The 26,381-nt window shown below is 43.4% G+C and carries 23 protein-coding genes; 16 read left to right on the top strand and 7 right to left on the bottom strand.

From position 1 onward, the window contains the following. Window positions 1–21: 21 nt before the first annotated feature. The 4 genes from RL70_RS15660 to RL70_RS15645 all read left to right on the top strand — a co-directional run bounded on the left by RL70_RS15660 (window position 22) and on the right by RL70_RS15645 (window position 2,697). The gene (locus RL70_RS15660; RefSeq protein ID WP_039044339.1) at window positions 22–516 is read left to right on the top strand and encodes a PCYCGC motif-containing (lipo)protein; all 495 of its coding nucleotides are present in this window, start codon (window positions 22–24) and stop codon (window positions 514–516) included. Window positions 517–767: 251 nt separating this feature from the next. Then, entirely contained in the window at window positions 768–1,307 is a 540-nt protein-coding gene (locus RL70_RS15655) for a DinB family protein (RefSeq protein WP_255352981.1), read from the top strand. Between the two features lie 133 nt (window positions 1,308–1,440). Continuing rightward, a complete protein-coding gene (locus RL70_RS15650; RefSeq protein ID WP_039044337.1) occupies window positions 1,441–2,097 on the top strand; it encodes a diphthine--ammonia ligase in 657 nt (218 codons plus the stop codon). 24 nt (window positions 2,098–2,121) lie between these two features. Then, on the top strand, window positions 2,122–2,697 hold the full coding sequence (locus RL70_RS15645; RefSeq protein ID WP_039044336.1) for a hypothetical protein: 576 nt from the start codon (window positions 2,122–2,124) through the stop codon (window positions 2,695–2,697). 80 nt (window positions 2,698–2,777) lie between these two features. On the opposite strand, the gene RL70_RS15640 is transcribed toward RL70_RS15645, so the two are convergent. After that, complete coding sequence (locus RL70_RS15640; RefSeq protein ID WP_082003449.1) at window positions 2,778–4,409, bottom strand: MFS transporter; 1,632 nt, start codon at window positions 4,407–4,409, stop codon at window positions 2,778–2,780. 470 nt (window positions 4,410–4,879) lie between these two features. Further along, complete coding sequence (locus tag RL70_RS15635; protein WP_039044335.1) at window positions 4,880–5,419, bottom strand: GNAT family N-acetyltransferase; 540 nt, start codon at window positions 5,417–5,419, stop codon at window positions 4,880–4,882. A 236-nt stretch (window positions 5,420–5,655) separates the two neighbouring features. On the opposite strand from RL70_RS15635, the gene RL70_RS15630 reads away from it, so the two are divergent. Next, window positions 5,656–7,050 (top strand): L-cystine transporter, encoded by a 1,395-nt coding sequence (locus RL70_RS15630; protein WP_039044334.1) that lies wholly within the window; start codon window positions 5,656–5,658, stop codon window positions 7,048–7,050. A gap of 284 nt (window positions 7,051–7,334) precedes the next feature. On the opposite strand, the gene RL70_RS15625 is transcribed toward RL70_RS15630, so the two are convergent. Together RL70_RS15625 and nfsA are read right to left on the bottom strand one after the other, a co-directional pair. Further along, the gene (locus RL70_RS15625) at window positions 7,335–8,504 is read right to left on the bottom strand and encodes an SAM-dependent methyltransferase (RefSeq protein WP_039044333.1); all 1,170 of its coding nucleotides are present in this window, start codon (window positions 8,502–8,504) and stop codon (window positions 7,335–7,337) included. Between the two features lie 45 nt (window positions 8,505–8,549). Next, window positions 8,550–9,281 (bottom strand): oxygen-insensitive NADPH nitroreductase, encoded by a 732-nt coding sequence (gene nfsA, locus RL70_RS15620; RefSeq protein ID WP_039044332.1) that lies wholly within the window; start codon window positions 9,279–9,281, stop codon window positions 8,550–8,552. 73 nt (window positions 9,282–9,354) lie between these two features. Here nfsA and RL70_RS15615 point away from each other — a divergent pair, with 73 nt between their 5' ends. Both RL70_RS15615 and RL70_RS15610 read left to right on the top strand, forming a co-directional pair. Continuing rightward, window positions 9,355–10,914, top strand: coding sequence for an FMN-binding glutamate synthase family protein (locus RL70_RS15615; RefSeq protein WP_039044331.1), 1,560 nt, complete (start codon window positions 9,355–9,357; stop codon window positions 10,912–10,914). Between the two features lie 150 nt (window positions 10,915–11,064). Further along, window positions 11,065–12,702, top strand: coding sequence for an AMP-binding protein (locus RL70_RS15610; RefSeq protein WP_039044330.1), 1,638 nt, complete (start codon window positions 11,065–11,067; stop codon window positions 12,700–12,702). Window positions 12,703–12,736: 34 nt separating this feature from the next. On the opposite strand, the gene RL70_RS15605 is transcribed toward RL70_RS15610, so the two are convergent. After that, a complete protein-coding gene (locus RL70_RS15605; protein WP_039044329.1) occupies window positions 12,737–13,102 on the bottom strand; it encodes a hypothetical protein in 366 nt (121 codons plus the stop codon). Window positions 13,103–13,144: 42 nt separating this feature from the next. Beyond that, window positions 13,145–13,621 carry a nucleoside deaminase gene (locus RL70_RS15600; RefSeq protein WP_039044328.1) on the bottom strand — a complete coding sequence of 159 codons (477 nt, stop codon included), beginning with the start codon at window positions 13,619–13,621 and terminating at the stop codon, window positions 13,145–13,147. A 159-nt stretch (window positions 13,622–13,780) separates the two neighbouring features. Between RL70_RS15600 and putP the strand changes: the two genes are divergently transcribed. The 3 genes from putP (at window position 13,781) to hflX (ending at window position 17,354) form a co-directional block, all read left to right on the top strand. After that, window positions 13,781–15,265, top strand: coding sequence for a sodium/proline symporter PutP (gene putP, locus RL70_RS15595; RefSeq protein ID WP_039044327.1), 1,485 nt, complete (start codon window positions 13,781–13,783; stop codon window positions 15,263–15,265). Window positions 15,266–15,353: 88 nt separating this feature from the next. Beyond that, the gene (locus tag RL70_RS15590) at window positions 15,354–16,040 is read left to right on the top strand and encodes a VOC family protein (protein ID WP_039044326.1); all 687 of its coding nucleotides are present in this window, start codon (window positions 15,354–15,356) and stop codon (window positions 16,038–16,040) included. A gap of 39 nt (window positions 16,041–16,079) precedes the next feature. Beyond that, on the top strand, window positions 16,080–17,354 hold the full coding sequence (gene hflX, locus RL70_RS15585; protein ID WP_369795248.1) for a GTPase HflX: 1,275 nt from the start codon (window positions 16,080–16,082) through the stop codon (window positions 17,352–17,354). A 99-nt stretch (window positions 17,355–17,453) separates the two neighbouring features. Here the strand turns inward: hflX and RL70_RS15580 are convergent, their stop codons facing one another. Continuing rightward, the gene (locus RL70_RS15580; RefSeq protein ID WP_039044324.1) at window positions 17,454–19,172 is read right to left on the bottom strand and encodes an ABC transporter ATP-binding protein; all 1,719 of its coding nucleotides are present in this window, start codon (window positions 19,170–19,172) and stop codon (window positions 17,454–17,456) included. Window positions 19,173–19,391: 219 nt separating this feature from the next. Between RL70_RS15580 and RL70_RS15575 the strand changes: the two genes are divergently transcribed. The 6 genes from RL70_RS15575 (at window position 19,392) to RL70_RS15550 (ending at window position 26,314) form a co-directional block, all read left to right on the top strand. Further along, a complete protein-coding gene (locus tag RL70_RS15575; protein WP_039044323.1) occupies window positions 19,392–20,312 on the top strand; it encodes a DUF6612 family protein in 921 nt (306 codons plus the stop codon). Window positions 20,313–20,605: 293 nt separating this feature from the next. Next, a complete protein-coding gene (locus tag RL70_RS15570; protein WP_039044322.1) occupies window positions 20,606–21,556 on the top strand; it encodes an ABC transporter permease in 951 nt (316 codons plus the stop codon). After that, window positions 21,549–22,499 (top strand): iron chelate uptake ABC transporter family permease subunit, encoded by a 951-nt coding sequence (locus RL70_RS15565; RefSeq protein WP_039044321.1) that lies wholly within the window; start codon window positions 21,549–21,551, stop codon window positions 22,497–22,499. The genes RL70_RS15570 and RL70_RS15565 overlap by 8 nt, the downstream gene beginning before the upstream one ends. Next, the gene (locus RL70_RS15560; RefSeq protein ID WP_039044320.1) at window positions 22,496–23,257 is read left to right on the top strand and encodes an ABC transporter ATP-binding protein; all 762 of its coding nucleotides are present in this window, start codon (window positions 22,496–22,498) and stop codon (window positions 23,255–23,257) included. Before RL70_RS15565 ends, RL70_RS15560 begins: the two co-directional genes overlap by 4 nt. Before the next feature lie 23 nt (window positions 23,258–23,280). Beyond that, window positions 23,281–24,258 carry a siderophore ABC transporter substrate-binding protein gene (locus RL70_RS15555; protein ID WP_039044319.1) on the top strand — a complete coding sequence of 326 codons (978 nt, stop codon included), beginning with the start codon at window positions 23,281–23,283 and terminating at the stop codon, window positions 24,256–24,258. Between the two features lie 4 nt (window positions 24,259–24,262). Next, window positions 24,263–26,314, top strand: coding sequence for a FapA family protein (locus tag RL70_RS15550; protein WP_082003446.1), 2,052 nt, complete (start codon window positions 24,263–24,265; stop codon window positions 26,312–26,314). The last annotated feature ends 67 nt before the right edge of the window (window positions 26,315–26,381 follow it).

The following is a 26,381-nucleotide window of genomic DNA, read 5'->3' as shown; positions in this document are numbered from 1 at the left end:
CATTAATTTAGGTTAGCCCACATGCCGATCTTAGCTGTACTTGTGATTGTTCTCGCTGCATGCGGTGGGAAAACGGCTACAGAACAGCCTCATGAAGAAACGCCAGCATTAGCCGTGGGTGAAGAAAAACAACTTCCGAATGGTGACTTACAACAAGTCACTGCGTCTGCAGAAGAACTGCCTGCTTTCCTCGATGACAAATCAGATGATCTTCAACTTGTTTATCAAGTAGCAGGAAGCGCGGAAGACATTTTGAAATACATGCCATGCTACTGTGGATGTGCGGATAGCGCAGATCACGGCAGCAACTTGAACTGTTTTGTGGATGAAATCCGCAAAGATGGTTCGGTCGTATGGGATGACCATGGAACACGATGTGACGTCTGTGTAGAAATTGCAGTCAAGTCTGTCACCATGGCGCAAGAAGGAAAATCGTTGAAAGAAATTCGTAAAACAATCGACACAGATTACAACAAAGGGTACGCGCGTCCAACGGATACGCCAATGCCATCATAAGATAAGGAAAACAGGTTCTCTTTTGAGGGCCTGTTTTTTTATATAAATCCAACCATTATTTCTGCATAAAAAACCTCTAGAAACCCTTTCGCAATAGGATTAACCCATAAAGGTTGTATTCTTTTGAAAGGTGGTCTATGATCGGTGTCAGATAGGCTATAAAAGGGATGGGAATTTACTATTCTGACAGTTAAATTTAGGGTTCCTTTTTCATGAATATGAGCGTATGATTCTAATATATTTCAGAGAGAATGCAGACGCGAAAAATGCGTAGGAGGGGTACCATGGTTTTTGAAGGCAATAACAAAATACGCAAGAAGATTTTACAAGCAGTCCAAGGACTGACGAATGAGGAACTCAATCGGAAACCTGCCAATGGTGGCTGGTCACCGAAACAAATCCTCGAGCATCTCTCGCTCATGGAAACGCTCATCGCTTCAAATGTGGCAAAGGAATTGAAAAATCCTGAAAGTCCGAAAGCGATGAAGAAGCCAATTTCCATTTCAACGAACCGCATCATTAAAGTAGAGGCTCCAGGAAGAACAGTTCCTTCGGATACATTCAAGACGCTTTGCGAGATGAAACAGGAATTACACAATTCCCGGATATATTTGCTCGACGTATATGATAGCAGCAACAAAGAGTCGCTTATGAAAAAGTCATGCAAGCATCCGATTTTTGGACAAATTCCATTGTGTCAATGGTTCCCGTTTGTTGGATTGCATGAAAAGCGTCATTTGAAACAATTGCGTGATACAATCGAATCATTACAACTGAAAAAAGCAATTTAACCGGAAGTTCGTTAATCGAACAAAGGTTACTTAGCAAATCACCCTCTATGCCATTTGTGCGTAGAGGGTTTTTGCATAGGGAAATGGTCGTGCTATACTGTCTGCAAGTAACTAGAGAGGGAGAGTGGATTGTATGGATCGGAAATTTGTAGCATCCTGGAGTGGCGGTAAGGATTCCACCATGGCCGTTTACAAAGCGTTGGAAAACGGGGAGACCCTCACACGTATATGGACAATGTTTGAAGAAGAGGCAGACCGATCTCGCTCTCATGCTTTGCCGGAATCGGTCATTCATGCGCAAGCAGAGCGATTGAAGGTTCCGTTGATGACACGACAGGCATCCTGGGAGACCTATGAACAAGAATTTATCGACGCCATGAAAGAATGCACAGATGCAGGGATTCGCTATGGTGTATTTGGCGATATCGATTTAGAAGACCATCGAACTTGGGTTCAACAAGCATGTGAACAAGCAGGGATGACTGCATGGCATCCGCTATGGCTTATCCCGAGACGGCAATTGTTGGAGGAATTCATTGCTGCAGGATTTGAAGCGTATATTATTGTAGTGGACACCAGTCGGATGCCGAAACGCTTTCTGGGAGAACGTTTTACAATTGAATTAATGGATGAACTCGAAGCGCTCGGAATCGATAGTTGTGGAGAGTCCGGTGAATTCCATACAGTCGTTGCTGATGGACCGATTTTTAGTGAGCGAGTTCCACTTGTATTTGGGGAACCTGTGGAAAAAGGAAACTACGTCTTTTTACCGACAGACTGCGTCGAATAACGCTAACAAACAAAGGGGATGCGTGTGAAACGATTTTGTGTTGCTGGAGTATGGTTATTCGCAACATTGTTGTTAGCGGGATGCTTTGGAGGCAAGTCCATCACGTTGACACAAAGAACGTTGACGGAGGATGAACAGCGGTTAATCTACAGTGCAGGTGGAATGGACGCCCTGCATTTTACTTCAAAAGACACATTAGCGGATGGCAAAAGTATTCAACTCACCATTGAGCAATATGAACACGGGGAGTACGTAGGAACGCTTGCGGAAATCCCATGGAATGGTTCAGCAGAACAGCAAGTACCGCTAATTGGGTTTGGGGTTCAGCAAACAGATGAAAATACGATCGAACGAATCCTTTTCAGTTCACCAGGCGGACGTTTACTACCTGAACTAGAAGGAATGCCTGGAGGATCGACGTTAATGCCGGCCTTTGAAAGTGAACTCACTTTGAAACAAGGGGAAGTTGCTTATCTTGCATACTATATCGTCTCAGCAAGTGGAAGGGTTCAAACGTTTAACATGGATGATGAAAACGCGTTGAAACAGCTACAAGCTTATGATCGCTGCCTCCTCTTAAAAGCAGAGTGGAAAGAGTAACCCGAAGTGTGTGTAAGCTTCGGGTTTTATGGTGTGAAAAAACCGTTCAGGAGTGTTCTGAACGGTTCGGTAAAACTGCATTATTCGTTTTTTGAAACACTCTGTTGGTTTTTCTGTGTTTCCTGTTTATCTAATCTGTCGCTTTCAATCGCGTCTTGTTTATATTGTTTACTAAACACAATGGAAATGATGATCATGAGAAGCGCCATGAAAGCGGTTGTTAAATAGATCGGTTCATATGCTGAGTGCGCAGCTTGTTGAAATGCTTCATGCAAAGCGTCTCGCACTTCAGGTGCAGGGATCTGGTCAATTTTAGCTTGCAAATCTCCGTAGCTGCTACCCGCCAATTCCTCCATAGAACCTTCTGGAAGTTGACTAGGATCGATTCCGTGTTCCTTCAACTTCTGAGGGATCAGGTCTCCAATTTTACTGAATCCATTTTGGATGAACACCGCAAAGATAGTTGGAGAAATGGTCAGTCCTACTTGACGCGCTACGGAAAGAGTTCCGATAGCAGAGCCTTTTTGTGTCCCAGCAGCATTTGAAGTGAGGACGGTCAATGGTGCGCCCAGTACAAATCCGAATCCTGCTCCTGCGATGACAGAGAAAACGATGAACAGCAATTTAGTATCCACAAAGTAACCAAGACCACCGAAGCCGATGATCCCGATGATTCCTGCAAAAATCAACGTCTTCACTGGTCCTTTTTTATCTACAAAATAACCTCCTCCACCGGCTCCGATACCTGAAGCGAGTGCAAGGGGTGTCATCCAGTAGCCTGATTTCGCGGCGGAAATTCCGAGGATTTGTTGTGCAAAGGATGGAATGAAAATAATCGCACCGATGAACGTCCCTGATAATAATCCCATTACCATTGTCATCGCATAAGTGGGCTTGCGAAGTAAGCTATATGGAAGAATCGGGTCGATTTTATCCCCCTGTTCGTTGCGCTTTTCAACAAAGATGAGGGTTGCGAAAATTAAGACTCCGAGAACTAAAAGTCCAAGCACACTCCATTTTACGATTGCTTCAGTGAAGGAACCACCACGTCCAATGTTATTAATCGCGAACATGACGCTCAATATAGAGAAGGACAAGAGCGAAATCCCGAGGAAGTCAATTTTAGACATAACATAGGATTTTGTTTCTTCCAATGAGAAGAAACCGACTACGACGAGTGCGATCCCGATAGGAACATTAATCAGAAATAGCCAATGCCAGTTTCCTGTGATATCGATAAGGAAACTCCCGATGTTCGGTCCGACAACTGACGCGATTCCGTTCATCCCGCCAAGAAGTCCGAGCATGCTGCCTTGCTTTTCTTTCGTAAACGTACTTAATACATGAGAGCTCGCGATAATGAAAATACCACCACCACCAAATGATTGGAACAAACGCGCTGCGAGGAATAGCGTGAAATTTGGACTGAGCGCTACCCCGAGTGAACCGATGGTGAAGATCACAATTTCAATGAGGAAGAGTTTTTTGCGTCCATACCGGTCAGCGAGTTTCCCGACGATCGGCGTCATCACAGCAAGACCTAGCGTGTACAGAGTAATCCCCCAAGATCCTTGCGTAGCACTTACATCGAATGAGGTGTTAATGGTTGTAAGTGCCGCACTGATTATCCCGTTGTCCAGTGCCGCCATGAACACACCAACCAACAGAATAATAAAGCCGATGTTCACTTTAGATGTTTTTTCTACTGCCATTGTTTGACCTCCTCTGCAGAATGTCTTGAGCTATAAACCATTTAAACAGTGTACCTTATTTACATAAACTTTACATAAACTGCAGATTACAATTGTGGTTTCAATTTTTGAGAAGCGTCCCTCAATTAGTTGTTGAAACAAGTTTTCCCAACGTATGTTGCGTGTTCTTGAGTCACGCGTAGAAGTTTACTATTGTTACTTAGTGGCTGTTAAGAGGACTATGCGTGTTTTGAGTGCAAGGAGATTCATACGAGAGGGAACCCGCTCGATTCTGGTTGCAAGGCGCTCGATACTAGAGGGAACCCGCTCGATTCTGGCTGCAAGGCGATCGATACTAGAGGGAACCCGCTCGATTCTGGCTGCAAGGCGATCGATACGAGAGGAAACCCGCTCGATACATAGTTAACAATCAAACAATGAAACTAAAAACAGCTGCCACCTCTCTTACAGAGAGCGACAGCCATTCTTTGTTAGTTCCAATCACGCGCAAGCATACTATACATAGCCAGATCATGAAAATGATCATACAAAAACTCACCATCGCGTTGAATACCATCAAGATGAAAACCGAGCCGCTCTGGAATTGCACGGCTTTTTACATTTTCAACTCCACAACGAATCTCTATGCGATTTAGTTTGTATGTAGAAAACGCGCAGTCAACTAGTGTACGAACTGAATCCGTCATAATTCCATGTCCTTGAAAACGATCCCCAATCCAATAGCCTAAACTCGTACTTCTATTCATCCAGTCAATCTTGTGAAATCCAATCATTCCCGCAATCTTACCTTCGTACAGGATACCTACCTGAAAGCCATTGTGTTCCGCAAACTGTTTCAACCACATTTCGATGACAGGACGATAGCTTTCAGGAGAAAGTGCTCCGTCAACCCATGGAAGCCACTCGCGCAAATGCTCCCGTGATTCATTTACCAGAAAGAATAGTTCTGCTGCATTCTCTTGTTCGAGTAACTTCAGTGACACTTTTTCTGAAACAGGAAGAGTAAACATGTGAGCCCTCCATTTGAGATGTTAGATTTTGTTTATTGTAGCAAAGTTGAGTGCACTTGGAAACCTGTATAGGAGACTGCAAATCAGCTATATATGGCCTTTATTAGGTACGTCCAGTAAAAAAAATTTATAGAAACAAGAAAAATGCCTCAATCCCTAGTTGACATATCGGAATTGAATACATAAGATAAAGTGTATTAGAAAATCATATATCATTTACAAAGGGGGACGTCGGGATGGAGACAGGATTTGTCTTATTGAATGTGGCGGGATTGCTTTTACTAGCGGGTATTTTGTTTTGGATGAACCGCAAACACGTTTCGTTTTCAAAACGTGTGTTTACTGGATTGGGTCTTGGAATTTTATATGGAGTTATCTTGCATGTCAGTTATGGGGTTGAATCGACCGCACTTCAGCAATCGGTTCCCTGGTTCAATATTATGGGCACAGGCTATATTAAACTCTTACAAATGATTGTCGTGCCACTCGTGTTCATTTCGATTTTGACTGCCTTTACGAAAGTGGCGGCGGGGAAGAACTTCGGGAAACAGGCGGCCTTGATTTTAGGAATTCTAATTGGAACGACAGCGATTGCTGCACTGATTGGAATCGGATCTTCACTCTTGTTTGGGCTAGACGCTGAGCAAATCGTACAAGGTGATGCTGAGATTTCTCGTGGAGTATCATTAGAAGAAACTGCGGCAGGCGTTTCAGATAAAGTGCTGCCGGAACAGTTAATAGATTTATTGCCAGCTAATCCATTTCTCGATTTCACGGGTGCTCGTCCGACATCTACGATAGGTGTTGTCATCTTTGCGGCATTTTTAGGATTCGCATTTTTGACAATCCGGAGAAAGGAGCCTGAACAAGCGGCTGTAGTACAAAAAGGAATCGATGCAGTATATTCATTGGTAATGGCAGTCGTAAAAATTGTATTACGACTCACGCCTTATGGAATTCTAGCAATCATGGCACGGACTGTTGCGTTGTCTGATTACGGCGCGATAGTGAATCTAGGTAAGTTTGTAGCCGCTTCTTATGTCGCATTGATTGTCATGTTCTTAGTGCACTTAGTGATTCTTGCCGCAACAGGATTAAACCCGATTACGTACGTGAAGAAAGCGGGAGATACGTTACTGTTCGCCTTCTCATCACGATCCAGTGCGGGTACATTACCATTGACACTAAACACACAAACGACGCGACTTGGAGTACCTGATGGAATAGCGAACTTCGCAGGATCATTTGGGTTATCAATCGGTCAAAACGGATGTGCGGGTATTTATCCAGCCATGCTCGCCGTTATGATTGCGCCGACGGTCGGTCAACCGATTGACGCTCAATTCATTTTGACACTCATTGCGATTGTCGCGATTAGTTCATTCGGTGTCGCGGGTGTTGGGGGAGGCGCAACGTTCGCTGCAATTCTCGTATTGTCTGCGTTGAATCTACCGATTGCACTTGCAGGGATTCTAATTTCTGTCGAGCCACTTATAGATATGGGCCGCACAGCGTTAAATGTCAGTGGATCCATGACAGCTGGTGTCACAACGGCGCGTGTGACGGGAGAACTCGATCATGCGCAGTATGATGAAGTGATGGCGCGAGAAACTTCCGTGTCCGAATTGTAAAAAAACGTCCGCCTCTTATTTGAGAGCGCGGGCGTTTTTACGTGAGTTTGATTTTCAGGTTGAATGAAATGAAAGTGATCAAGCGAGTGGGAAAGTGATCAAGCGAGAGTCGGATCCGCTCAAGCAAGTGGAAAAGTGATCAAGCGAGTAGCGGATCTGCTCAAGCAAATGGAAAAGTGATCAAGAGAGAGTCAGATCCGCTCAAGCAAGCAGCAAAATCACTCAAGCACCACCAACACCATCACCACAAAAAAAGAGCACCCGCAATCGCAGGTGCTCTCCACTTATTTACTCAATACTTCCAACTTCAATTCATTCTCCAAAAACGGCTTAGCATTCAACAAATCCCTGAAAGCCCTATATCGCTCAACGGACTCCAAAGAGGGCTGTTTCCCTGTATGGTACGCACGAATCAAAATATTTTTCGGTGTATGCGCCATATCGATGAATTCCAGCAACTGTGTTTCGTACCCAGCCAGCGTCAACAACTCCGCGCGCATCGAATCCGTTGCCAGTGCGGAAAACCGTTCTTTCACGAGACCATGCTGCAACATCACATCTAGAGAAGGTGACTGGATTTGACTAAACAATTCATGTTGACAGCACGGTACACTCAAAATCACACTCGCTCCCCAACGGACCGCCCGTGCGAGTGCCATATCCGTCGCAGTGTCACATGCATGCAACGTGACTACCATGTCAACAGAGGTTTCATCCTCATAGTCATTAATGTCTCCAACTAAAAACTCCAAGCGGTCGTAATCAAGGTCGCGCGCAATCTCCGAGCATTCTTCAATGACTTCCTTCTTCAAATCGAGGCCGGTCACGTGGATGTCGAGTCCCTTTTCAATATGAAGATAATGATACAATGCGAACGTCAAGTACGATTTACCAGAACCAAAGTCTAGAATTCGAACAGTCCGATCTTTCGGAAGATGCGTCAAGGCGTCATCGATGTATTCAATGAACCGGTTAATCTGTCTGAACTTATCGTGCTTTTGTTTCTTAACCCGTCCATCTTCAGACTGTACACCAAGGCGGATCAAAAATGGATAAGGGGTACCCTCTTCAAGCAAATAATTTTTTTTACGATTGTGAGACAAATCAGCGGTCCTGGACGTTTCTGTCACACTCGATTTCCAAGACACTTTAAACTTCTTAGTCAGCTGGATTTGAATCGTTTCACCTGTGAATTCAGCCTGTACTTGTTTGAAACGCATTAATACATTGGTCAGAAATAGCTCGATGCCGTCGACTGAAATATTATGGTGATTTAGCACGCGTTCAAACTGTTCTTCAAACTGAATGTGCAACTCACCTTTCAATTCAATCGGCTTCGCTTTAATACGCAATAAGCCTTCTGATTTTGTACGGGGTTGACTGAACGTTGCGCGGACAAAAGTGCCATCAGTAAGACGTTTCGCTAAGTCGGTGATCAATTTTTCAAACTCCATTAGGTTTGACTCCTTTACAAGAGAGGTAGGGAAGAAAGCAGACTATTAGTCAAAGTTAAATCCTCGATCTCTCAGAAATTCTTTCATGTAGGGACGTTGAGGAGATTGCAAGAAATCAGCCATCTGTTCAGTCCAGCCTGCGTGCTTACGATTGGAGCTTCGTGTTTCATAATAAGTTTCCATAGTGGCGTCGTAATCACGGAGTATTTCCTCATAGTTGCTAGCATCATACATATTTTCGTGCAGCACCGCATCCACTGGTAAACGAGGCTTCACCTCATTAGACTTTGCAGGAACACCAATTGTCATGCCAAACATCGGAACCACACCCTCAGGAAGTTTGAGTAGTTCGCTGATCTCAGCAGGGCTATTCCGGACACCCCCGATATAGCAAATGCCGTATCCTTTGGACTCGGCAGCGATTGCAACATTTTGAGCAAAGAGTGCTACATCAATCGTTCCGACGAGCAGGGCTTCCGCGTGAGAGTAGTCGATTGAACGGTCATGCAATGCAGCAGCAGTTTGTAAGCGATGGAAATCCGCACAAAAGACCAAAGCAGCACCAGCGCCATTGAATTGATGAGGGTTTTTGGAATACTCACCTAGTTTTTCACGAACTGACGCATCAGTTACGTGGATAACGGAATAGGCTTGGACAAAATGAGAACTAGCGGCGTGTTGACCAGCTGTAACAAGTTCTCGGACTGTTTCTGTGGATAAATGCTCATCCGTATAGGAACGAACAGATGTATGAGATTTCAGTAAGTCAATAACCATTGTGAATCGCCTCCAACTAGTGATTGTGATTAATGGTACACCAGTTTGAGATTATAGAAAAGGAGTGGAGCTTATGAACATTTTTGAAGGACTTTCTCTGACCACTATGCTGATAGTATCTGCATTTATCGTCATTCCTATTTTGGCAATTTCTTATGTATATATATTTGATAGGAAGCAGAAGCAGCATGCTATTTTACGGAATTATCCTATACTTGGCAGAATTCGATATATGATTGAAAAAGTCGGTCCGGAATTCAGGCAATATTTATTTGACAATGATAACGAAGGTAAGCCGTTCAGCCGAGAAGATTATTTGCATATGGTTCTACCGGGAAAATACTTAAAGAGTGTAATCGGATTTGGCTCAAAACGTGACTTTGATGCGTCTGGTTATTATTTGAGGAATGCGATGTTTACGAAACAGAACGAAGAAATGCGTGTAGATAACGATCGCAAAGTAGATTCAATGAGATATATAGTCGATGGTGAAGGGTTATTCTCCCGCAGAGAGCACCGGGAAGAAGTGACGGCAGACCCATGGTTACTCCCTGACGAGGATGCAGTTGTAATCGGCCCGAACTGTAAGCATCCTTTCCGCGTCCATAGCTTGCTTGGACAATCGGCCATGAGTTATGGAGCACTTGGTGAAAATGCGATCACGGCACTTTCTAAAGGAATCGGGATGGCAACGGGGGCGTGGATGAATACAGGGGAAGGAGGTCTATCCCCACACCATCTAGCAGGAGATGCAGATATTATCGCGCAAATCGGTTCCGGATTGTTTGGATTCCGCACAAGCGAAGGTGAATTCGATTGGGGCCTACTCACTGAAAAGGCGGAAAATCCAAAAGTCCGGGCGTTCGAACTGAAACTGGCGCAAGGAGCAAAAATGCGTGGTGGACACGTGGAAGGTTCAAAAGTGACGGAAGAAATCGCCTTGATTCGGAATGTCACACCGTTTAAAACGATTAACAGTCCGAACCGTTTCCATCAGTTCGATGATTTCCCTTCCATGTTTTCATTCATCGAAAAAATTCGGAATCATTCTGGGAAACCTGTTGGCATTAAAATTGTAATTGGTGGAATATCAGATGCAGAAGAATTAGCTTCATTCATGAAAGAAACTGGAATGGGGCCAGACTTCATTTCTTTAGATGGCTCGGAAGGTGGTTCAGGTGCGACGTATCAAGACTTAGCAGATTCAGTGGGCCTTCCGATTAAATCTGCATTGATCATACTGGATGACGCATTAAGGAAATTTGAAGTGCGGGATCGAGTGAAAATCATTGCTTCCGGAAAGATGACAACTCCAGACAAAGCGGCAATTGCACTTGCAATGGGTGCGGATCTTGTCCAAATTGCTCGTGGGTTTATGATTTCGGTTGGTTGTATTATGGCACAACGCTGTCATACCAATGAATGCCCGGCAGGTGTTGCTACGACAAATCCGCATTTACAGCGTGGTCTCGTAGTCGAAGAGAAAAAGTATCGGGTCACCAATTATATTTTGACAATGCGTGAGGGGTTGTTCAGAATTGCTGCGGCAGCAGGACTAGATTCACCGACAAAATTAGAGAGACAGCATGTATTCTACAAGGATGAACGTGGTAGAGTGACACCAATCGAGTAAAAAACTACAATACTCAACAAGCGAGGGTAATTTACACTCTGCTTGTTTTTTTGTCGAATAATTGTTGTGTTAAATTTAATAATTATTCATCACAATCAGAAAACTATGATATTATAGAAGGAACTTAGAATTAGATAGGAGGATGGAGAAATGGAGCTGATGAATAAAACGGTCGGAGAAATTTTAAGTGAGCAGGCAGTTCGGTACCCTGAAAACGAAGCATATGTGTATCCGGATCGAAAATTGAGAAAAACGTACACTGAATTCGACAAAGAAACGGATCAACTTGCAAAAGCATTTATGGGGATTGGAATTCAAAAAGGGGAACACGTAGCGATTTGGTCGGATAACAAACCACAATGGCTACTGAGTCAATTTGCGACCGGTAAAATGGGCGCAATTCTCGTAACGGTCAACACGAATTATCAAGCAACCGAGTTACAGTATTTACTGCAGCAATCCGAAGCCACTACTCTCATTTTGGACGAGGGATTCAAAGATACTAGTTATCTAGAGATTTTGCGTTCCATTTGTCCGTCCCAAGAGGAAAGCGATGGAGGGCATATCGATTGTCCTACGTTGCCGAATTTGAAACGTGTGATTTTGATGACAGAGAATAATGAAGTAGGAATTTACAATTGGTATGAGTTTTTGAAACACGCAGAAATGGTATTGGATGAAGAACTGGAGATTCGCAAAAAATCTCTCGATCCGGATGATGTCATTAACATCCAGTACACATCTGGGACGACAGGGTTTCCTAAAGGTGTCATGCTCACTCATAATAATGTCGTGAATAATGGCAATATGATTGGAGAAACTATGAAGTTGTCGAACGCGGACAGATTGTGTATTCCAGTTCCATTTTTCCATTGTTTCGGTTGTGTACTCGGAACTCTTGCAGCAGTGTCTCATGGAGCGACGATGGTCATTGTTGAACAGTTTGAAGCTGCCCGAGTTCTACGCGCAGTTCAAGACGAAAAATGCACGGCATTGCACGGAGTCCCTACGATGTTTATAGCTGAATTGAATCATCCTGATTTTAAAACCTTCGATACTTCCAATTTGCGAACGGGTATTATGGCGGGATCTACATGTCCGATTGAAGTGATGAAGCAAGTTATCGAAGTGATGGGGGCGGCTGAAATTACAATCTGTTATGGATTAACAGAGGCTTCACCTGTCATCTCTCAAACGAAGACGGATGATCCGATTGAAAAGCGGGTGTCTACAGTCGGCAAACCACATCCTCATGTAGAAGTGAAAATCATCGATCCAGCTACCGGTGAAGAACTTCCAACAGGGGAGTCAGGAGAGCTTTGTACCCGAGGATATCATGTGATGAAAGGCTATTATAATAACTCTGAAGCAACTCGCGAAGCGATTGACGAAGAAGGTTGGTTGCATACGGGGGATATTGCTAGATTGGATGAAGATGGCTATCTGGATATCACAGGTCGCATGAAAGACATGGTCATTCGAGGGGGAGAGAATATATATCCCCGTGAAGTGGAAGAGTTTTTGTACACATACCCTGGAGTTTCTGATGTCCAAGTCGTGGGAGTACCAGACGAGAAATACGGGGAAGAACTGATGGCATGGGTCATCCCGAAAGACGGTATGGAGCTGGATAAGGAAGAAATTCGGTCATTCTGCAAGGGAGCCATATCGCATCACAAAATCCCTCGTTATATTGAATTTACGGATGCCTATCCAATTACGGCTTCAGGAAAGATCCAAAAGTTTAAGTTACGTGAAATGTCCCAAGAAAAAGCGATACACTCTTAAAAAGACGCATGTCCAAATAGGGCATGCGTCTCTATCATTCATATAGCGTCTGTTCTTTTGTTCCATCTTCACGGTATACCGTTAACACACCGTCATGTTCGTTTACATAGGGCTTTGCTTTGTCGAGCAATGCGCTTTTCGTATCCTCCTTATAAATAACAGACGAAGCGCTCTTTTTCTTCAACACCCATTCATCTTCACGTGTACGTACCTCGAAGTGAGGGCGGTCTTCAGCCTTTCCTTCAACTGTTTCTCTAGCCTGAGAAAGTCCGATTGAGATTGCTCGGCCTTCTTCGTATCCTTCCCGGAGTAAGGCATTCCCAATTTCAATGGCTTTGTTGCGTACATCCGCCCCTACATTTTTAAAAGTATCTGGATAATCGTCTTTTGTCCAAGGCATTTGTAACTCCTCCTCCTTAGTTTGCATCACATGTGAACCTTGTTAGCTTGAAATATTGGATTGTTGGTTGGAAGCTGCTATGAAAGGCTCTAGTCTATGATCTGTTTGCACATGCATAAAGGGAACGTCCCGCATTGCACCTGGCTTATCCTGATCACTGTAAAAGTGTTCCACTTTATCGGGTTTCGGGAGGATTTCCATCGCTTCTTTCTTACTACAAGCGTAATAGATTTCCCCAATGCGAGCTTGATAGGACGCAGCTAAACACATCGGACACGGCTCGCCACTTGCATAAAGAATTGTATCTGAGAGGTCCGTCGAAGCAAGGATTCGACATGCTTCTCTGATTGCGACCAATTCCGCATGTGCAGAAGGGTCGTGATCCACATCTACCGAATTGACGCCACTCGCAATGATTTCACCATCCCGTACGATGACAGCACCATATGGGCCTCCACCTTGAAAGACACTATCAGTTGCTAGATGTATGGCATCATTTAAAAAACGTTCGTGATCCAATTGAATTCCTCCTGTCGAATACTAGCTATTTCCCGGGGAATAAATCGAAAATAGGTATGGCGCAATACACCTAACTTGCCTATAATGGATTTGACCGGGCTTGCATAAGATAATGAAAGCGTTTGCGGTTACTTAGAAAAGAAAAAGGGGGATTGAACTATGTCAGCTGATGGTTACAAACTGATTTCGATTGTGCTTTATATGGCGGCCATGGTGTTCATAGGATGGTACGCATTTCGCCGCACATCTAACTTAACAGATTACATGCTCGGTGGCCGTTCACTCGGACCGGCAGTTACAGCGCTCAGTGCTGGTGCTGCAGATATGTCAGGATGGCTACTACTCGGATTGCCTGGTGCAATCTATGACAAAGGGTTGCCAGAGATTTGGATAGCAATCGGTTTAACAACCGGAGCTTACCTGAACTGGTACTTTGTAGCACCACGTCTACGTGTATATACCCAAGTAACGAACGATTCAATCACAATTCCAAGTTTTCTCGAAAATCGATTGAAAGATAAATCGAGACTTTTAAGAATCGCTTCCGGATTTATTATTCTTATCTTCTTTACATTTTACGTATCTTCCGGAATGGTCGCAGGAGGCAAGTTTTTCCTCAGTTCATTCGGATTGGATTATCATCTTGGACTTATCATTGTGTCGGTTGTCGTCGTAGGTTACACATTGTTTGGTGGATTCCTTGCGGTAAGTTATACGGACTTTGTGCAAGGCCTTATCATGTTCCTAGCACTCATTCTCGTTCCAGTCGTTGCCGTGTTTGTAACGGGTGGAATTCCTGAAACTGTCGATTCAATCCATGCAGTGAATCCGGATATGCTTAGCCTTGTGAAAGGGGCAACACTTCTCGGGGTCATTTCATCCGTTGCGTGGGGACTTGGTTATTTCGGTCAACCGCATATTATCGTGCGCTTCATGGCCATTAAATCCGTTAAGGAAACGAAAAGTGCACGTCGCATCGGAATTAGTTGGATGATTTTAAGCTTACTCGGTGCAGTGGCAACAGCGCTTGTCGGGATTGCTTATTACCAACAGAATCCTGGAGCAGAGTTAGTGGATTCTGAAACAATCTTCATTGCACTCGGGCAAATTATTTTCCATCCATTCATTGCAGGTATCATGCTTGCAGCTGTTCTTGCAGCAGTTATGAGTACGATTTCTTCACAGCTTATCGTGACATCTTCAGCGTTGATTGAAGACTTATATAAGGCTGTTTACAAGACAGATGGTACAGATAAGCAATACGTATTCCTTGGACGTATGGCAGTACTTGTTGTATCACTCATTGCAATGGTTCTCGCTTGGCCGAACAACGAATCCATCTTGAAGCTCGTATCATTCGCTTGGGCTGGTTTCGGTGGCGCATTCGGACCAATCATTCTCTTGTCCCTCTACTGGCGCAAACTGACAGCTAAAGGTGCATTATTCGGAATGGTTGCAGGTGCAATTGTTGTTGGCGTATGGGGGAACATTCCAGCACTATCAGACACTTTGTATGAAATCATCCCTGGTTTCATAGTTTGTCTACTCGTTACGTATTTTGTTAGTCTTGCAACTTACAAAGAAAACAAAGAAATTGAGCGTGAATTTACAGAGTCATTAGACCTGTTGAAACGCGATAGCTAATTAGGAAGCCGCCCATTTAAAGTGGGCGGCTTTTTTCATGGTTTCTTTCTGCGGGTGGGGTATGATACTAGTAAAGGGGGAACTGGTTATGAAACTCGATCATGTTGTTTGGTTTACAAAACGCACACCTGAAGTAGTTGCTACACAGTATCCGGGTACAGTTGTTGGTGGAAGACACGAACAATGGGGGACATACAATGCACTCCTTTACTTGCAAAATGCCTATATCGAGTGGTTGGCAATTGAAAACGAGGAGGTAGCAGACTTCTCCTCTCATCCTTTAATCGAGCTATTGAAAAACGACTTAGCGACGTATGGAGAGGGCTGGGGGACGCTATGCATTTCAACCGACGATATACAAACTCTTAATCAGAAGCTTGAAAGAATGGGGATGCATACTTCTGGTGTGCTAGATGCTTCTCGTTTAACCTCTTCAGGAACCCTTAAGAAATGGAAAATGCTATTTGTGGATGAGAAGGATTTAACTGATCTTCCTGCCCCGTTTTTCATTCAATGGGAAGAAAGTGAACAGAGTCGTCGCCTTGCATTACGTGCAGAAGGTGCAATTACTGATGATCGTGATGCCGAACGAATTTTGGAATGTGGACTTGTTACTAGAGAACCTAAACGTACGCTCGAGCGCTGGTGTAGGATTCTCGGAGTACAACCCGAAGATCAGGAAAGTCTTATGTTGAATGACGTACGACTGCGCTTTATAGAAAATCCGGACGAACGGAACCGTATGCATGCTGTTGTGACGGGGCAAGCTGAATAATAAGGTAAATGATTGGGAGAAGGTGTTTGAATGGATGAAATGGAACAGATAATAGAAACCGCGATACTCGTTGGGGTAGAAGAACAGAACGATGATCATTTTGAATACGAGCTAGAGGAACTTGGTAATCTGGCGGCAGCTGTTGGGGTGAAAGTCGTCGGAAATGTTGTCCAAAAGTTAGAGCGTAAGCATCCGACAGGTTATATCGGAAAAGGGAAGATTGATGAAGTAAGATTATTTGCAGACGAAGCAGGAGCAAATCTCATCATTTTCAATGATGAGCTGTCCCCTTCGCAATTACGTAACTTGGAACGCGATCTGGAAGTGAAAATCATTGACCGGACAATGCTCATATTGGACATATTCGCGCGAAGAGCCCGAACCCACGAAGCGCGAATGCAAGTTGAACTAGCAGAACTGCAATATTCATTACCAAGGCTAGTCGGATTACGGGCTTCCCTTGGTCGGCAAGGTGGAGGTACTGGTGGCGGGTTCCAAAACAAAGGTGCCGGTGAAACGAAGTTGGAACTCGATCGCCGTAAAATCGAAGAGCAGATTGCAAAGTTGCGGAAAGAATTAGAAGGCATGAAGCAACAGCGCGATGTTCAGCGGAAGCAACGAAAACGTAGTGGAACGCCTGTCGTTTCAATCGTAGGCTATACGAATGCTGGAAAATCGACGTTAATGAATAGAATCTTATCTGAAGCAAATGGTGATGAAGCAAAGACCGTGATGGAGAAAGATATGTTATTTGCAACGCTCGACACTTCAGTCCGGAACGTTACACTGATGGATCGTAAACCATTCATCCTAACTGATACTGTTGGTTTTGTTGCAAAACTTCCTCACCATCTAGTGAAAGCCTTCCGTTCTACATTGGAGGAAGCCCGTGAAGCAGATTTGCTTCTGCACGTTGTAGATGTTTCAAATCCAGAGTACCGTCATATGATTGACGTCACGAACAAAACACTCCAAGAAGTCGGTGTGGAAGATATCCCGACGATGTACGTTTACAACAAAGCGGATCTTGCAAGTGACGTGGATTATCCACGTGTACAAGATGACCAAATTTGGCTTTCAGCAAAGACGGGTGTGGGCATCGACGAGTTAGTCACTCTCATTGAGCAAAAAGTTTATCAAAAACATATTACGTGTAAACTCCTCATTCCTTTTGATCGTGGAGATTTGGTTTCCTATTTGAACGAGGAAACATATGTGAAATCTACAGAGTACGAAGAAGACGGCACTCTGATGGTTGTAGAGATGGACGAGCGCGAACGAAAGAAACTTGAGGAATTCATTATCAGTCATTAAAAGAAAAAGAACGGCACCGCCAGTATTGGCAGTGCCGTTCTTTTTTTTCTATAAGAGAAAGGGGGTGGGATAGTAGTAGTATGCCCGTTTCCAATTTTCTTAAACCTGTTGAAATTGATTTGCGTGTAATTTTGAAAAAATACCATTCTTTGCAACTAGCTCAGCATACCCGCCATCTTCTGCAATCCCTTCAGGTGTCACAACGACGACACGGTCTGCATCGCGTATTGTCGCGAGTCTGTGGGCGATGACGAGAGTCGTTCGATTCTCAGAAAGCTCTGTAAGCGATTCTTGAATAATACGTTCTGTCTCAGTATCTAGCGCAGAAGTTGCTTCATCCAAAATTAGAATCGGTGGATTTTTTAAGAACATACGCGCAATTGCGAGACGCTGTTTTTGTCCACCAGACAATTTCAAACCGCGTTCACCAATTTGCGTTTCGTAACCATCAGGAAGATTAGCGATGAAGTCTTCTAAATGAGCACGCTTGGCGGCTTCGTAGATCGCCTCATCTGGAGCATTTAAATCTCCGTAAGCAATGTTTTCTTTAACGGTGCCAGTAAAGAGGAAAACGTCTTGTTGGACGATGCCGATCTGACGGCGCAACGAACGTTGACTCATATTACGGATATCCATCCCGTCGATTGTAATCTGTCCTTCATTCACATCGTAAAACCGAGGAATCAGCGAGCAAATCGTAGTTTTCCCAGCACCTGAAGGTCCTACAAAAGCAATGGTTTGTCCAGATTGAATCGACAAACTCAGGTTGTTGAGCACTGGCTTTCCGCCATCATAACCAAATGTGACATTTGAAAGGCTGATATCTCCATTTAAGTGTGCGACGTCAATCGCATCAGGGATATCAATGATTTCTGGATCTTGGTTAAGCAAGTCTTGGAAACGGCTAAATCCTGCCATCCCTTTTGGATAGAGTTCTAGCAATGCACTGATTTTATCAACTGGTTTAATGAGGATGTTGACGAACAATATGAAACTAACCAATTCCCCAATAGAGAGCGTCTTTTGGATGGTAAACCACGCTCCAACAACTAAAATTACGAGTGTGAGCAGACGCGTCATCATATAAATGGAAGAAGTCGTCCAGGCCATTACGTTATATGCAACTAATTTAGCAAGCCGGAAGTTTCCGTTGTCTTTCTGGAAACGAGCCAGTTCGAAATTTTCATTTGTAAATGATTTTACGACACGTGATCCTGAGACTGAGTCTTCTACACGTCCATTTACTTCTGCAATTTTTCCATACATATTGAGCCAAGCGGAATTCATGGCTTTGTTACAGAAAGCAACGAGGACAATGAGGAAAGGCACCATAACGATTGCAATGAGAGCGAGTTCAGGATTGATAGAGTACATCAGGATAAATGCTCCTACAATGGTCATGACTGCTATGAACGCATCTTCGGGTCCATGATGGGCAAGCTCTCCAATGTCAAAAAGATCAGTCGTGATCCGCGTCATAATATGTCCCGTTTTTGTATTGTCAAAAAATCGGAACGACTGTTTTTGAACATGATTGAACAGCTTTTCGCGCATATCCGTTTCGATATTAATGCCCAGTTTGTGTCCAAGATAGCTAACGAGGTATTGAAGGAATGTACTAAATAGATAGATGACGAGTAATAAAATAGTAATCGTAGTAATCATGTCCCAGTCTCGGGTAGGCAAAAGTTCGTCAATAAATCCTTGGACTGCGAGTGGAAATGCTAGTTCGAGTAATGCCACAAATACAGCACTTGAAAAGTCGATCATGAACAGTCTTTTGTGCGGTTTATAATAAGAGAAGAATTGTTTTAGCATCATACCCGTCCTTTTTGCAATTTTAGTGCTAGTATACACGGTTTAATCAGAAAGTTCGACATAACTCTCGGAATATTCTACAATCCAGGACTTTTGTTAGGAATATAGGGTATGGACAGAAAGGAGGATTTTCAGAGTTTTTAGAAAAAGTATGAAACCGAACCTATTTGCTGTCGTAGACTAATATGTAATGAAGTTTCATAAAAAGGAGAAGATTTCATGAAAAAGTGGACAAAAGGGATTGCAGCAGGCTTACTTGTGCTAGCACTTGGAGCGTGTGGATCAGGAGAAGAGCCAAATGCAGAGGTAGATGCAAATACAAATACTACAGGTACCGGTAAAGATGCGAATAAAGATGCAAGTAAAGAAGTTGAAAAAAACGAACCTACAGCACAAGAAGTTTATCAAAAGTCATTAGAAGCTTCGGAATCGATTAGCAGTATGCATGCGGATTTTTCGATTCAACAAAACATGAAGACAACAGGTGAAGAAAATTTGAGCATGAAAAATGATATCGCTATCACAATGGATATGGTTACAGAACCGTTGTCGATTCATCAGCAAATGGTAGTGGAAGGAGATGCTGAGGGCACGATGGATATCGAGATGTATGGTGAAGGAGATGAACTATACATTCAGACGCAAGAAATGGAAGGCGATTGGATCCTCGTTCCTGCAGAAATGCAAGATGAGGTTTTAGCTGGAATGGACAGTTCCAACGCAATGATGGACTTGGAGGTGTTCAAAGAATTTACGGAAGAATTCACACTTGAAGAACAAGGAGACGAATATATTTTGAACTTATCCGCCTCAGGCGATAAGTTTGGGGAACTCCTGAAAGAACTCATGGATCAAACTGCAGTGGGTAGTCAAGGAATGGAAGGTGAAGAAGAGGGGACGATGGAGAATGTAGAAGTGAAAAAGATCGAACTCACACTTCATATTGACAAAGAAACGTACTATACGAATTCGTTTGACATGAAACTGGATGCAATCATGGACATAGCGGGCTATCGAACTGTCACCATCCAAAATATCAACGCTAAAATGAGCCAAGTCAATGAGCTTGAAGGAATCGTTATTCCAGACGATGTTCGAAACAACGCTTATGATATGTCAGGAAACAAAGTCGGCGAGTAAGGATAGCAAGATGAATGGAACGAACACATAGTGTCGACATTATAACAGGTAGGAGGAAAGCGCATGGTATCCTTCTACCTGTTTTTTGTTTTGTTTTCTCTTTTGAGATCCCTGGATTACCTCTCATTCTCATTACAAACCCATCCCCATCAAGTTCACAAATTAGTGAGAATCATTGTCAGTTATGTGTTGACTTCCAATTTGCATTTGCTATAATGGGAATTGCGGCTAACTGATAATTGTTTTCATTTAAACGACTCGAGCCCGCAAATATCTAGATATCGGAGTTCTTCATGAAGAAACGTTACTTGATAATCGCGCTAATTCTCCTTTCACTACTTTCTCTATTTGTGGGAGTGAGCCATATTTCACCAAAGGACCTGCTGGACTTCCGCTCTGAGGAAACTGAAATTTTTCTCATTAGTCGGTTACCAAGATTACTTGCGATTTTGCTGGCAGGTGCAGGGATGAGTATTACAGGTCTGATCATGCAACAGCTCAGCCGCAACAAATTTGTATCCCCTACTACGGCGGGTACATTAGATGCCGCAAAGCTTGGGATTCTCGTTTCGATGTTGTTGTTTACAAACACGTCAACGATTGAGAAAATGCTCGTCGCATTTGCATTTGCTCTAGGTGGCACCCTGTTGTTCATGAAAATTTTGGACCAAGTTAAATTTAAAGATGCCATTTTCATACCGCTTGTAGGTCTCATGTTCGGTAATATTTTATCGTCGATCACCACTTTTTTCGCTTACAAAGCGAATGTGATCCAAAACATGTCCTCTTGGTTGCAGGGAGATTTCTCTCTTATTATGAAAGGCCGTTACGAATTGCTATACATAAGTATCCCCGTTCTCATCATTACCTACCTCTATGCAAACCGGTTTACGGTAGCTGGAATGGGTGAAGATTTCTCCAAAAACTTGGGGCTAGCTTATCGAAGGATTGTGAACATCGGGCTGATATTGGTCGCGCTCATTACGACTACGGTTGTTTTGACTGTGGGGGTCATTCCGTTTTTAGGATTAATCATCCCTAATATTGTTTCCATCGTCAAAGGTGACAATTTGGAAAAAACATTACCACATACAGCGATGCTAGGCGCGATCTTTTTACTCGTGTGTGACATTCTCGGAAGGGTTATTATTTACCCGTATGAGATTTCAATCAGCTTGATGGTCGGCGTCATCGGCAGCGCGATATTCCTCTATATGTTGTTTAGGAGGAAAGCCTATGCGTAATCGTACAAAATTGCTTATACTCGCTGTTGCTGCTCTCGTTTTCTGCGGATTGTATTTGTTCCAGGGACTAAATGGAAGTTATGATTATGCGTTGCCGCGTAGAGGTATTAAAGTCGTCGCGATGGCATTAACTGGTGTAGCAATTGCCTATTCAACAGTCATCTTCCAAACAATAACGCACAACCGTATTTTGACGCCAAGTATAATGGGGCTCGATTCCTTATATATCTTGCTACAAACCGTGCTTATCTTTTTCCTTGGGTCAACACACGTCACAATTGTTAATAAGCAAGTGAACTTTGTGTTATCAGTTGGGGCTATGGTTATCTTCGCCCTACTGCTTTATCAGTTCTTGTTTAAAGCAGGAAAGCGTCCGATTTACTTTCTGTTACTCGTTGGGATTATCGTCGGAACCTTCTTCCAGAGTATCTCAACGTTTCTGCAAGTACTGATAGACCCTAACGAGTTTTTAAGGGTACAAGACAAATCCTTTGCGAGCTTCAATAACATTAACGGGGATCTTGTCTGGTGGGCGCTCGGGATTCTGATTATTACACTCATCATTGGATGGCGGAAGTTCAACGAATTGGATGTGCTGTCACTCGGTCGCGATACAGCCATTAACCTAGGTGTCGATCACGATAAGATCGTCAAAACGATGCTCATTTTGTCTTCAGTTCTCATCGCTGTATCGACAGCGCTGGTCGGTCCGATTACATTTTTCGGCCTCATCGTTGCTAATCTGTCGTATCAGTTTTTCAAAACTTACAAGCACTCCATTCTAATTGCCGGTGCGTCAGTCATGAGTATCATTGCGCTAGTTGGCGGACAATGGATTGTCGAAAGAGTATTCACATTCTCCACAACACTTAGCGTCATCATTAACTTCGTTGGTGGAGCGTACTTCATCTACTTACTATTAAAGGAGAGTCGATCTGCATGATCCAGGTTCGAGAATTGACAAAGGCCTATGGGAATAAAGCAGTCGTTGAAAAAGTGAGCGTGGACATTCATCCAGGTAAAATCACTTCTTTCATCGGACCGAACGGGGCAGGTAAGTCGACACTTTTATCCATGGTAAGCCGGCTGCTAGATGCGGACACAGGTGAAGTGCTCGTCGATAACAACAACGTTAAAAAGATGAAATCCAATGACTTTTCTAAAAGAGTGTCCATTTTGAAACAATCGAACTTTATGAACGTACGTTTAACAATCCGTGAACTCGTATCGTTCGGTCGTTTTCCACACTCCAAAGGACGTTTGCAAGCTGAAGACATTCAAATCGTAAACCAAGCACTCGACTATATGGACTTAATGAGTATGCAAGATATGTACTTAGAAGAGCTGTCTGGCGGTCAAAGACAGCGTGCGTTCATCGCAATGGTTATTGCGCAAGATACAGATTACATTTTGTTGGATGAACCGTTGAATAACTTGGATATGAAGCACTCCGTCCAAATTATGAAGATTTTACGCCGCCTTGTAGATGAATTGGGTAAAACGGTTGTCATCGTTCTTCACGACATCAACTTTGCTTCTGTCTACTCAGACCGCATCGTCGCTTTAAAAGAAGGACGCGTCGTGAAAGATGGTCCGACGAATGACATTATCAACTCTGAATCACTTCGGGAAATCTATGACATGGATATCCCGATCCAACAGATGAACAATTGTCGCATCTGTGTGTACTTCAACTCATAAACGAAAAGGATGGTATAGAAAACATGAAAAAGCTTACCGTATTATTTATGGCATTTGCATTGATGCTCGTACTTGCAGCATGTGGATCTAAGGATGAAGATAAGAAACCAGAAGCAAACAACGCAGGATCAGATAAAGCATCTGAAAGCAGTGAAGAAGCAAAAACAGAAGAAATGACATTCAAGCACGAGCTTGGTGAAACAACATTGGAAGGCACTCCGAAAAAAGTTGTAGTATTTGACTTCGGTGTGTTGGATACGTTAGACGAGCTTGGTGTTGAAGTAGCAGGTGTTCCACAATCAAATATACCTGCATACTTGGAGAAATACGCTAGTGACGACTACACAAATCTTGGTAGCTTGAAAGAGCCAGACTTCGAAGCGCTCCACGCTCTGAAGCCGGATGTGATCTTCATCTCTGGACGTCAAGCTGACTTGTATGATCAGTTCGAAGAAATTGCTCCAACTATCTATATGGGAATCGATAATGCAAACTACATGGATTCATTTAAGAAGAACATGGATACTATCGCTCAAATCTTCGACAAAGAAGATGAAATGAAATCAGAACTCGCTGATGTAGATAAGCAAATTGAAGACATTAACACAAAAGCCTCTGAATCAGATAGCAAAGCATTAATTACTCTTGCATCTGAAGGAAAAGTAAGTGCGTACGGTCCAAGCTCACGTTTCGGTTTGATTCACGATGTATTTGGTTTTACACCGGCTGATGAAGGAATTGAAGCTTCTACACACGGACAGAACATTACGTTTGAATATATTCTTGAAACAAACCCTGACATTCTATTCGTAATTGACCGTGATGCGGCAGTCGGTAAGGGTGCGAATGCTAAAAAGACAATTGAAAACGATCTTGTGAAGAAAACAAATGCATTTAAAAACGACAAAATCGTTTATCTAAATGGAGAATACTGGTACCTTTCTGGTGGCGGATTGAAGTCCATGAAAGAAATGATTAAAGAAGTCGAAGCAGGACTATAATTACATGAAAAAGACCGATTCCACACATGGAATCGGTCTTTTGTGTCTGCCGGAGAAGTCTTTGCTATGCTACACTTTAAGGATTAGAACGAAGAGAGTGGGAGACGGTATGGGAAAAGCGATTACGGTGCGTGGAAAGTCGGTTGAACAAGCTGTAGAGACGGCAATTGACATCTTATGCCTCGACTTGTCAGATGTACATATCCATGTGAATAAGACTGCTGAATCTAGTGAGTTCACCGGGGCATCCAGATTTGCGGAAGTGACCGTGACTCCAGTTCGATACAATGCACCTACTACAGATTTGCTAGTAGGCGAATCTGGACAAGTTGGTGTCAAAATTCAAGGCGGACGAGTTGAGGTGCATGAAGCATCTGCGAAATCTCATCCTTCAATTGAAGCAGGTAATGGTGTATCGGTAATTGTGAATGGTGAGAAAATAGACGGAAGAAGAAAAATTTCGGAATCAGATATTGTACATATTCGAACAATTGATGAACTGACCCGAGCACAGTTATCCATCACAGTAAGGGAACAGGGAGCACTTGCGCTGTTAACCGTATCACCAGGTAAAAAAGTAACTCGCACTGTAAAAGACTCGGGGTATGAGCATAATTTGACGGTAGTAGCTGAAGAAATCCATGAGATTGTTAATGATTGTTCTCAACGTATGATTCGGGATGCATGCACACAACTAGGAATCAGCGCACCATTAGACAAACGTGTGTTATGGGAAGCCTGTGAGACGGTTGTACCATATGAAGCCATTGTAGCACGTGGGATTTTTCCAAAACCAGGACTTGATGGAGATGTTGAGGTTCAAATTGACGTGGATGGCATAACACTCGCTGACGAAGGGAAAGTCAATTACCGGGAGCGAGCCTCGGTGCAACTTGTTCAGAATGGTCAACTTGTTGCTGCTGTCCTTCCTCCAATTCCTGGCCAATCCGGTGAAGACGTGTTTGGTAATGAAATCATGGCAGAAGACGGACAGAATGCCACAATCCGATTAGGCAAGAATGTTACGAAAACAGGAAACCATATCTTTGCGAATTGTTCCGGGAATCTTGTCTTAGAACGCACCGATAATGTGATTTTCATAGATATCGCTGACTCACTAGAAATGGATGAAGTGAATTTTGCGAGCGGGAATATCCATTTCGATGGTGATGTATCTGTGAAAGGAAACGTCAGCCAGGGATGCCTCATGGAAGTAACAGGAGCTGTTGGAATTGATGGAGAAGTAAGTAAAGCAGAGGTGTTTGCGGGAAAGTCTGTCCATGTAGCAGGCAACGTTTCGTCGTCGACGATTGAAGTGGGACAACAACAATCCCCAGATGCGAAATATGCAGCTGAATTGGAGAAACTTCTTCCTATTTTCAACAAGATTGGGTCATTCATCCAAGATATTGGAGCGTTGCGAGAGGTTGAATTGTCTACGTTAGATGGACAGGATCTGAAGAAACTGTTCCGTATCGGATTCGGAGATAAGTACACTTCTTTCCAAGAACAGCTTCAAACATTCTCACAGCGTAGAGAACCGATTGCAACAGATACTGACTGGAATGAGTTGCAAACAACTTTGTACAGTATATTTGTTAACACGATGAATCCGGGAGTAAAAGACGGAATGGAGTTTCTTGAACTGATCTCAAAATCCCATCAAATGGTAGCAAGTCATCTTCCAAAGGTGACGGTAACTTCAGGCCGTTTACGTATACCCTATGCAGTAAGCAGTACCCTGAATTGTGCGGGAACTATTGAAATCACTGGGAACGGCCTAGCTCAATGCAATGTCCATGCACAGTTGGATCTCCTAGCAGAAGGGATTTGCCGGGGTGGGGAGCTTGTAGCAGATCGACACGTATCCATTCGGGAATGTGGTTCTAAACGCGGTGGACAAACGATTGTCCGTACAAAAGAAGAAGGATCCATTGTCATCGGGATCGCACATGCAGGAACGGTTCTTATTGTGGGGGATCAGTCGTACCAGTTGTCGGAAACGCTTATCGGAGTTACAGCTAAATTACAAAATGGAGTGTTGACCGTCCGTTAAGAGGTGTTTAAATTGTTCTTTACGCTTTCGTTAAACGATTGTATAATGACATGTGTCATGACAGTTG

The sequence above is a fragment of the Sporosarcina sp. ZBG7A genome (assembly GCF_000813425.1).
GTDB lineage: Bacteria > Bacillota > Bacilli > Bacillales_A > Planococcaceae > Sporosarcina.
This window is presented reverse-complemented; position numbering and strand designations above follow the sequence as displayed.

Excerpts from the sequence above, each read along its gene's own strand:
- RL70_RS15660 (WP_039044339.1), top strand. The coding sequence starts at position 22 with ATGCCGATCTTAGCTGTACTTGTGATTGTTCTCGCTGCATGCGGTGGG.
- RL70_RS15655 (WP_255352981.1), top strand. The coding sequence starts at position 768 with ATGCAGACGCGAAAAATGCGTAGGAGGGGTACCATGGTTTTTGAAGGC.
- RL70_RS15650 (WP_039044337.1), top strand. The coding sequence starts at position 1,441 with ATGGATCGGAAATTTGTAGCATCCTGGAGTGGCGGTAAGGATTCCACC.
- RL70_RS15640 (WP_082003449.1), bottom strand. The coding sequence starts at position 4,409 with ATGGCAGTAGAAAAAACATCTAAAGTGAACATCGGCTTTATTATTCTG.
- RL70_RS15635 (WP_039044335.1), bottom strand. The coding sequence starts at position 5,419 with ATGTTTACTCTTCCTGTTTCAGAAAAAGTGTCACTGAAGTTACTCGAA.
- RL70_RS15630 (WP_039044334.1), top strand. The coding sequence starts at position 5,656 with ATGGAGACAGGATTTGTCTTATTGAATGTGGCGGGATTGCTTTTACTA.
- RL70_RS15625 (WP_039044333.1), bottom strand. The coding sequence starts at position 8,504 with ATGGAGTTTGAAAAATTGATCACCGACTTAGCGAAACGTCTTACTGAT.
- nfsA (WP_039044332.1), bottom strand. The coding sequence starts at position 9,281 with ATGGTTATTGACTTACTGAAATCTCATACATCTGTTCGTTCCTATACG.
- RL70_RS15615 (WP_039044331.1), top strand. The coding sequence starts at position 9,355 with ATGAACATTTTTGAAGGACTTTCTCTGACCACTATGCTGATAGTATCT.
- RL70_RS15610 (WP_039044330.1), top strand. The coding sequence starts at position 11,065 with ATGGAGCTGATGAATAAAACGGTCGGAGAAATTTTAAGTGAGCAGGCA.
- RL70_RS15605 (WP_039044329.1), bottom strand. The coding sequence starts at position 13,102 with ATGCCTTGGACAAAAGACGATTATCCAGATACTTTTAAAAATGTAGGG.
- putP (WP_039044327.1), top strand. The coding sequence starts at position 13,781 with ATGTCAGCTGATGGTTACAAACTGATTTCGATTGTGCTTTATATGGCG.
- RL70_RS15590 (WP_039044326.1), top strand. The coding sequence starts at position 15,354 with ATGAAACTCGATCATGTTGTTTGGTTTACAAAACGCACACCTGAAGTA.
- hflX (WP_369795248.1), top strand. The coding sequence starts at position 16,080 with ATGGAACAGATAATAGAAACCGCGATACTCGTTGGGGTAGAAGAACAG.
- RL70_RS15580 (WP_039044324.1), bottom strand. The coding sequence starts at position 19,172 with ATGCTAAAACAATTCTTCTCTTATTATAAACCGCACAAAAGACTGTTC.
- RL70_RS15575 (WP_039044323.1), top strand. The coding sequence starts at position 19,392 with ATGAAAAAGTGGACAAAAGGGATTGCAGCAGGCTTACTTGTGCTAGCA.
- RL70_RS15570 (WP_039044322.1), top strand. The coding sequence starts at position 20,606 with ATGAAGAAACGTTACTTGATAATCGCGCTAATTCTCCTTTCACTACTT.
- RL70_RS15565 (WP_039044321.1), top strand. The coding sequence starts at position 21,549 with ATGCGTAATCGTACAAAATTGCTTATACTCGCTGTTGCTGCTCTCGTT.
- RL70_RS15560 (WP_039044320.1), top strand. The coding sequence starts at position 22,496 with ATGATCCAGGTTCGAGAATTGACAAAGGCCTATGGGAATAAAGCAGTC.
- RL70_RS15555 (WP_039044319.1), top strand. The coding sequence starts at position 23,281 with ATGAAAAAGCTTACCGTATTATTTATGGCATTTGCATTGATGCTCGTA.
- RL70_RS15550 (WP_082003446.1), top strand. The coding sequence starts at position 24,263 with ATGAAAAAGACCGATTCCACACATGGAATCGGTCTTTTGTGTCTGCCG.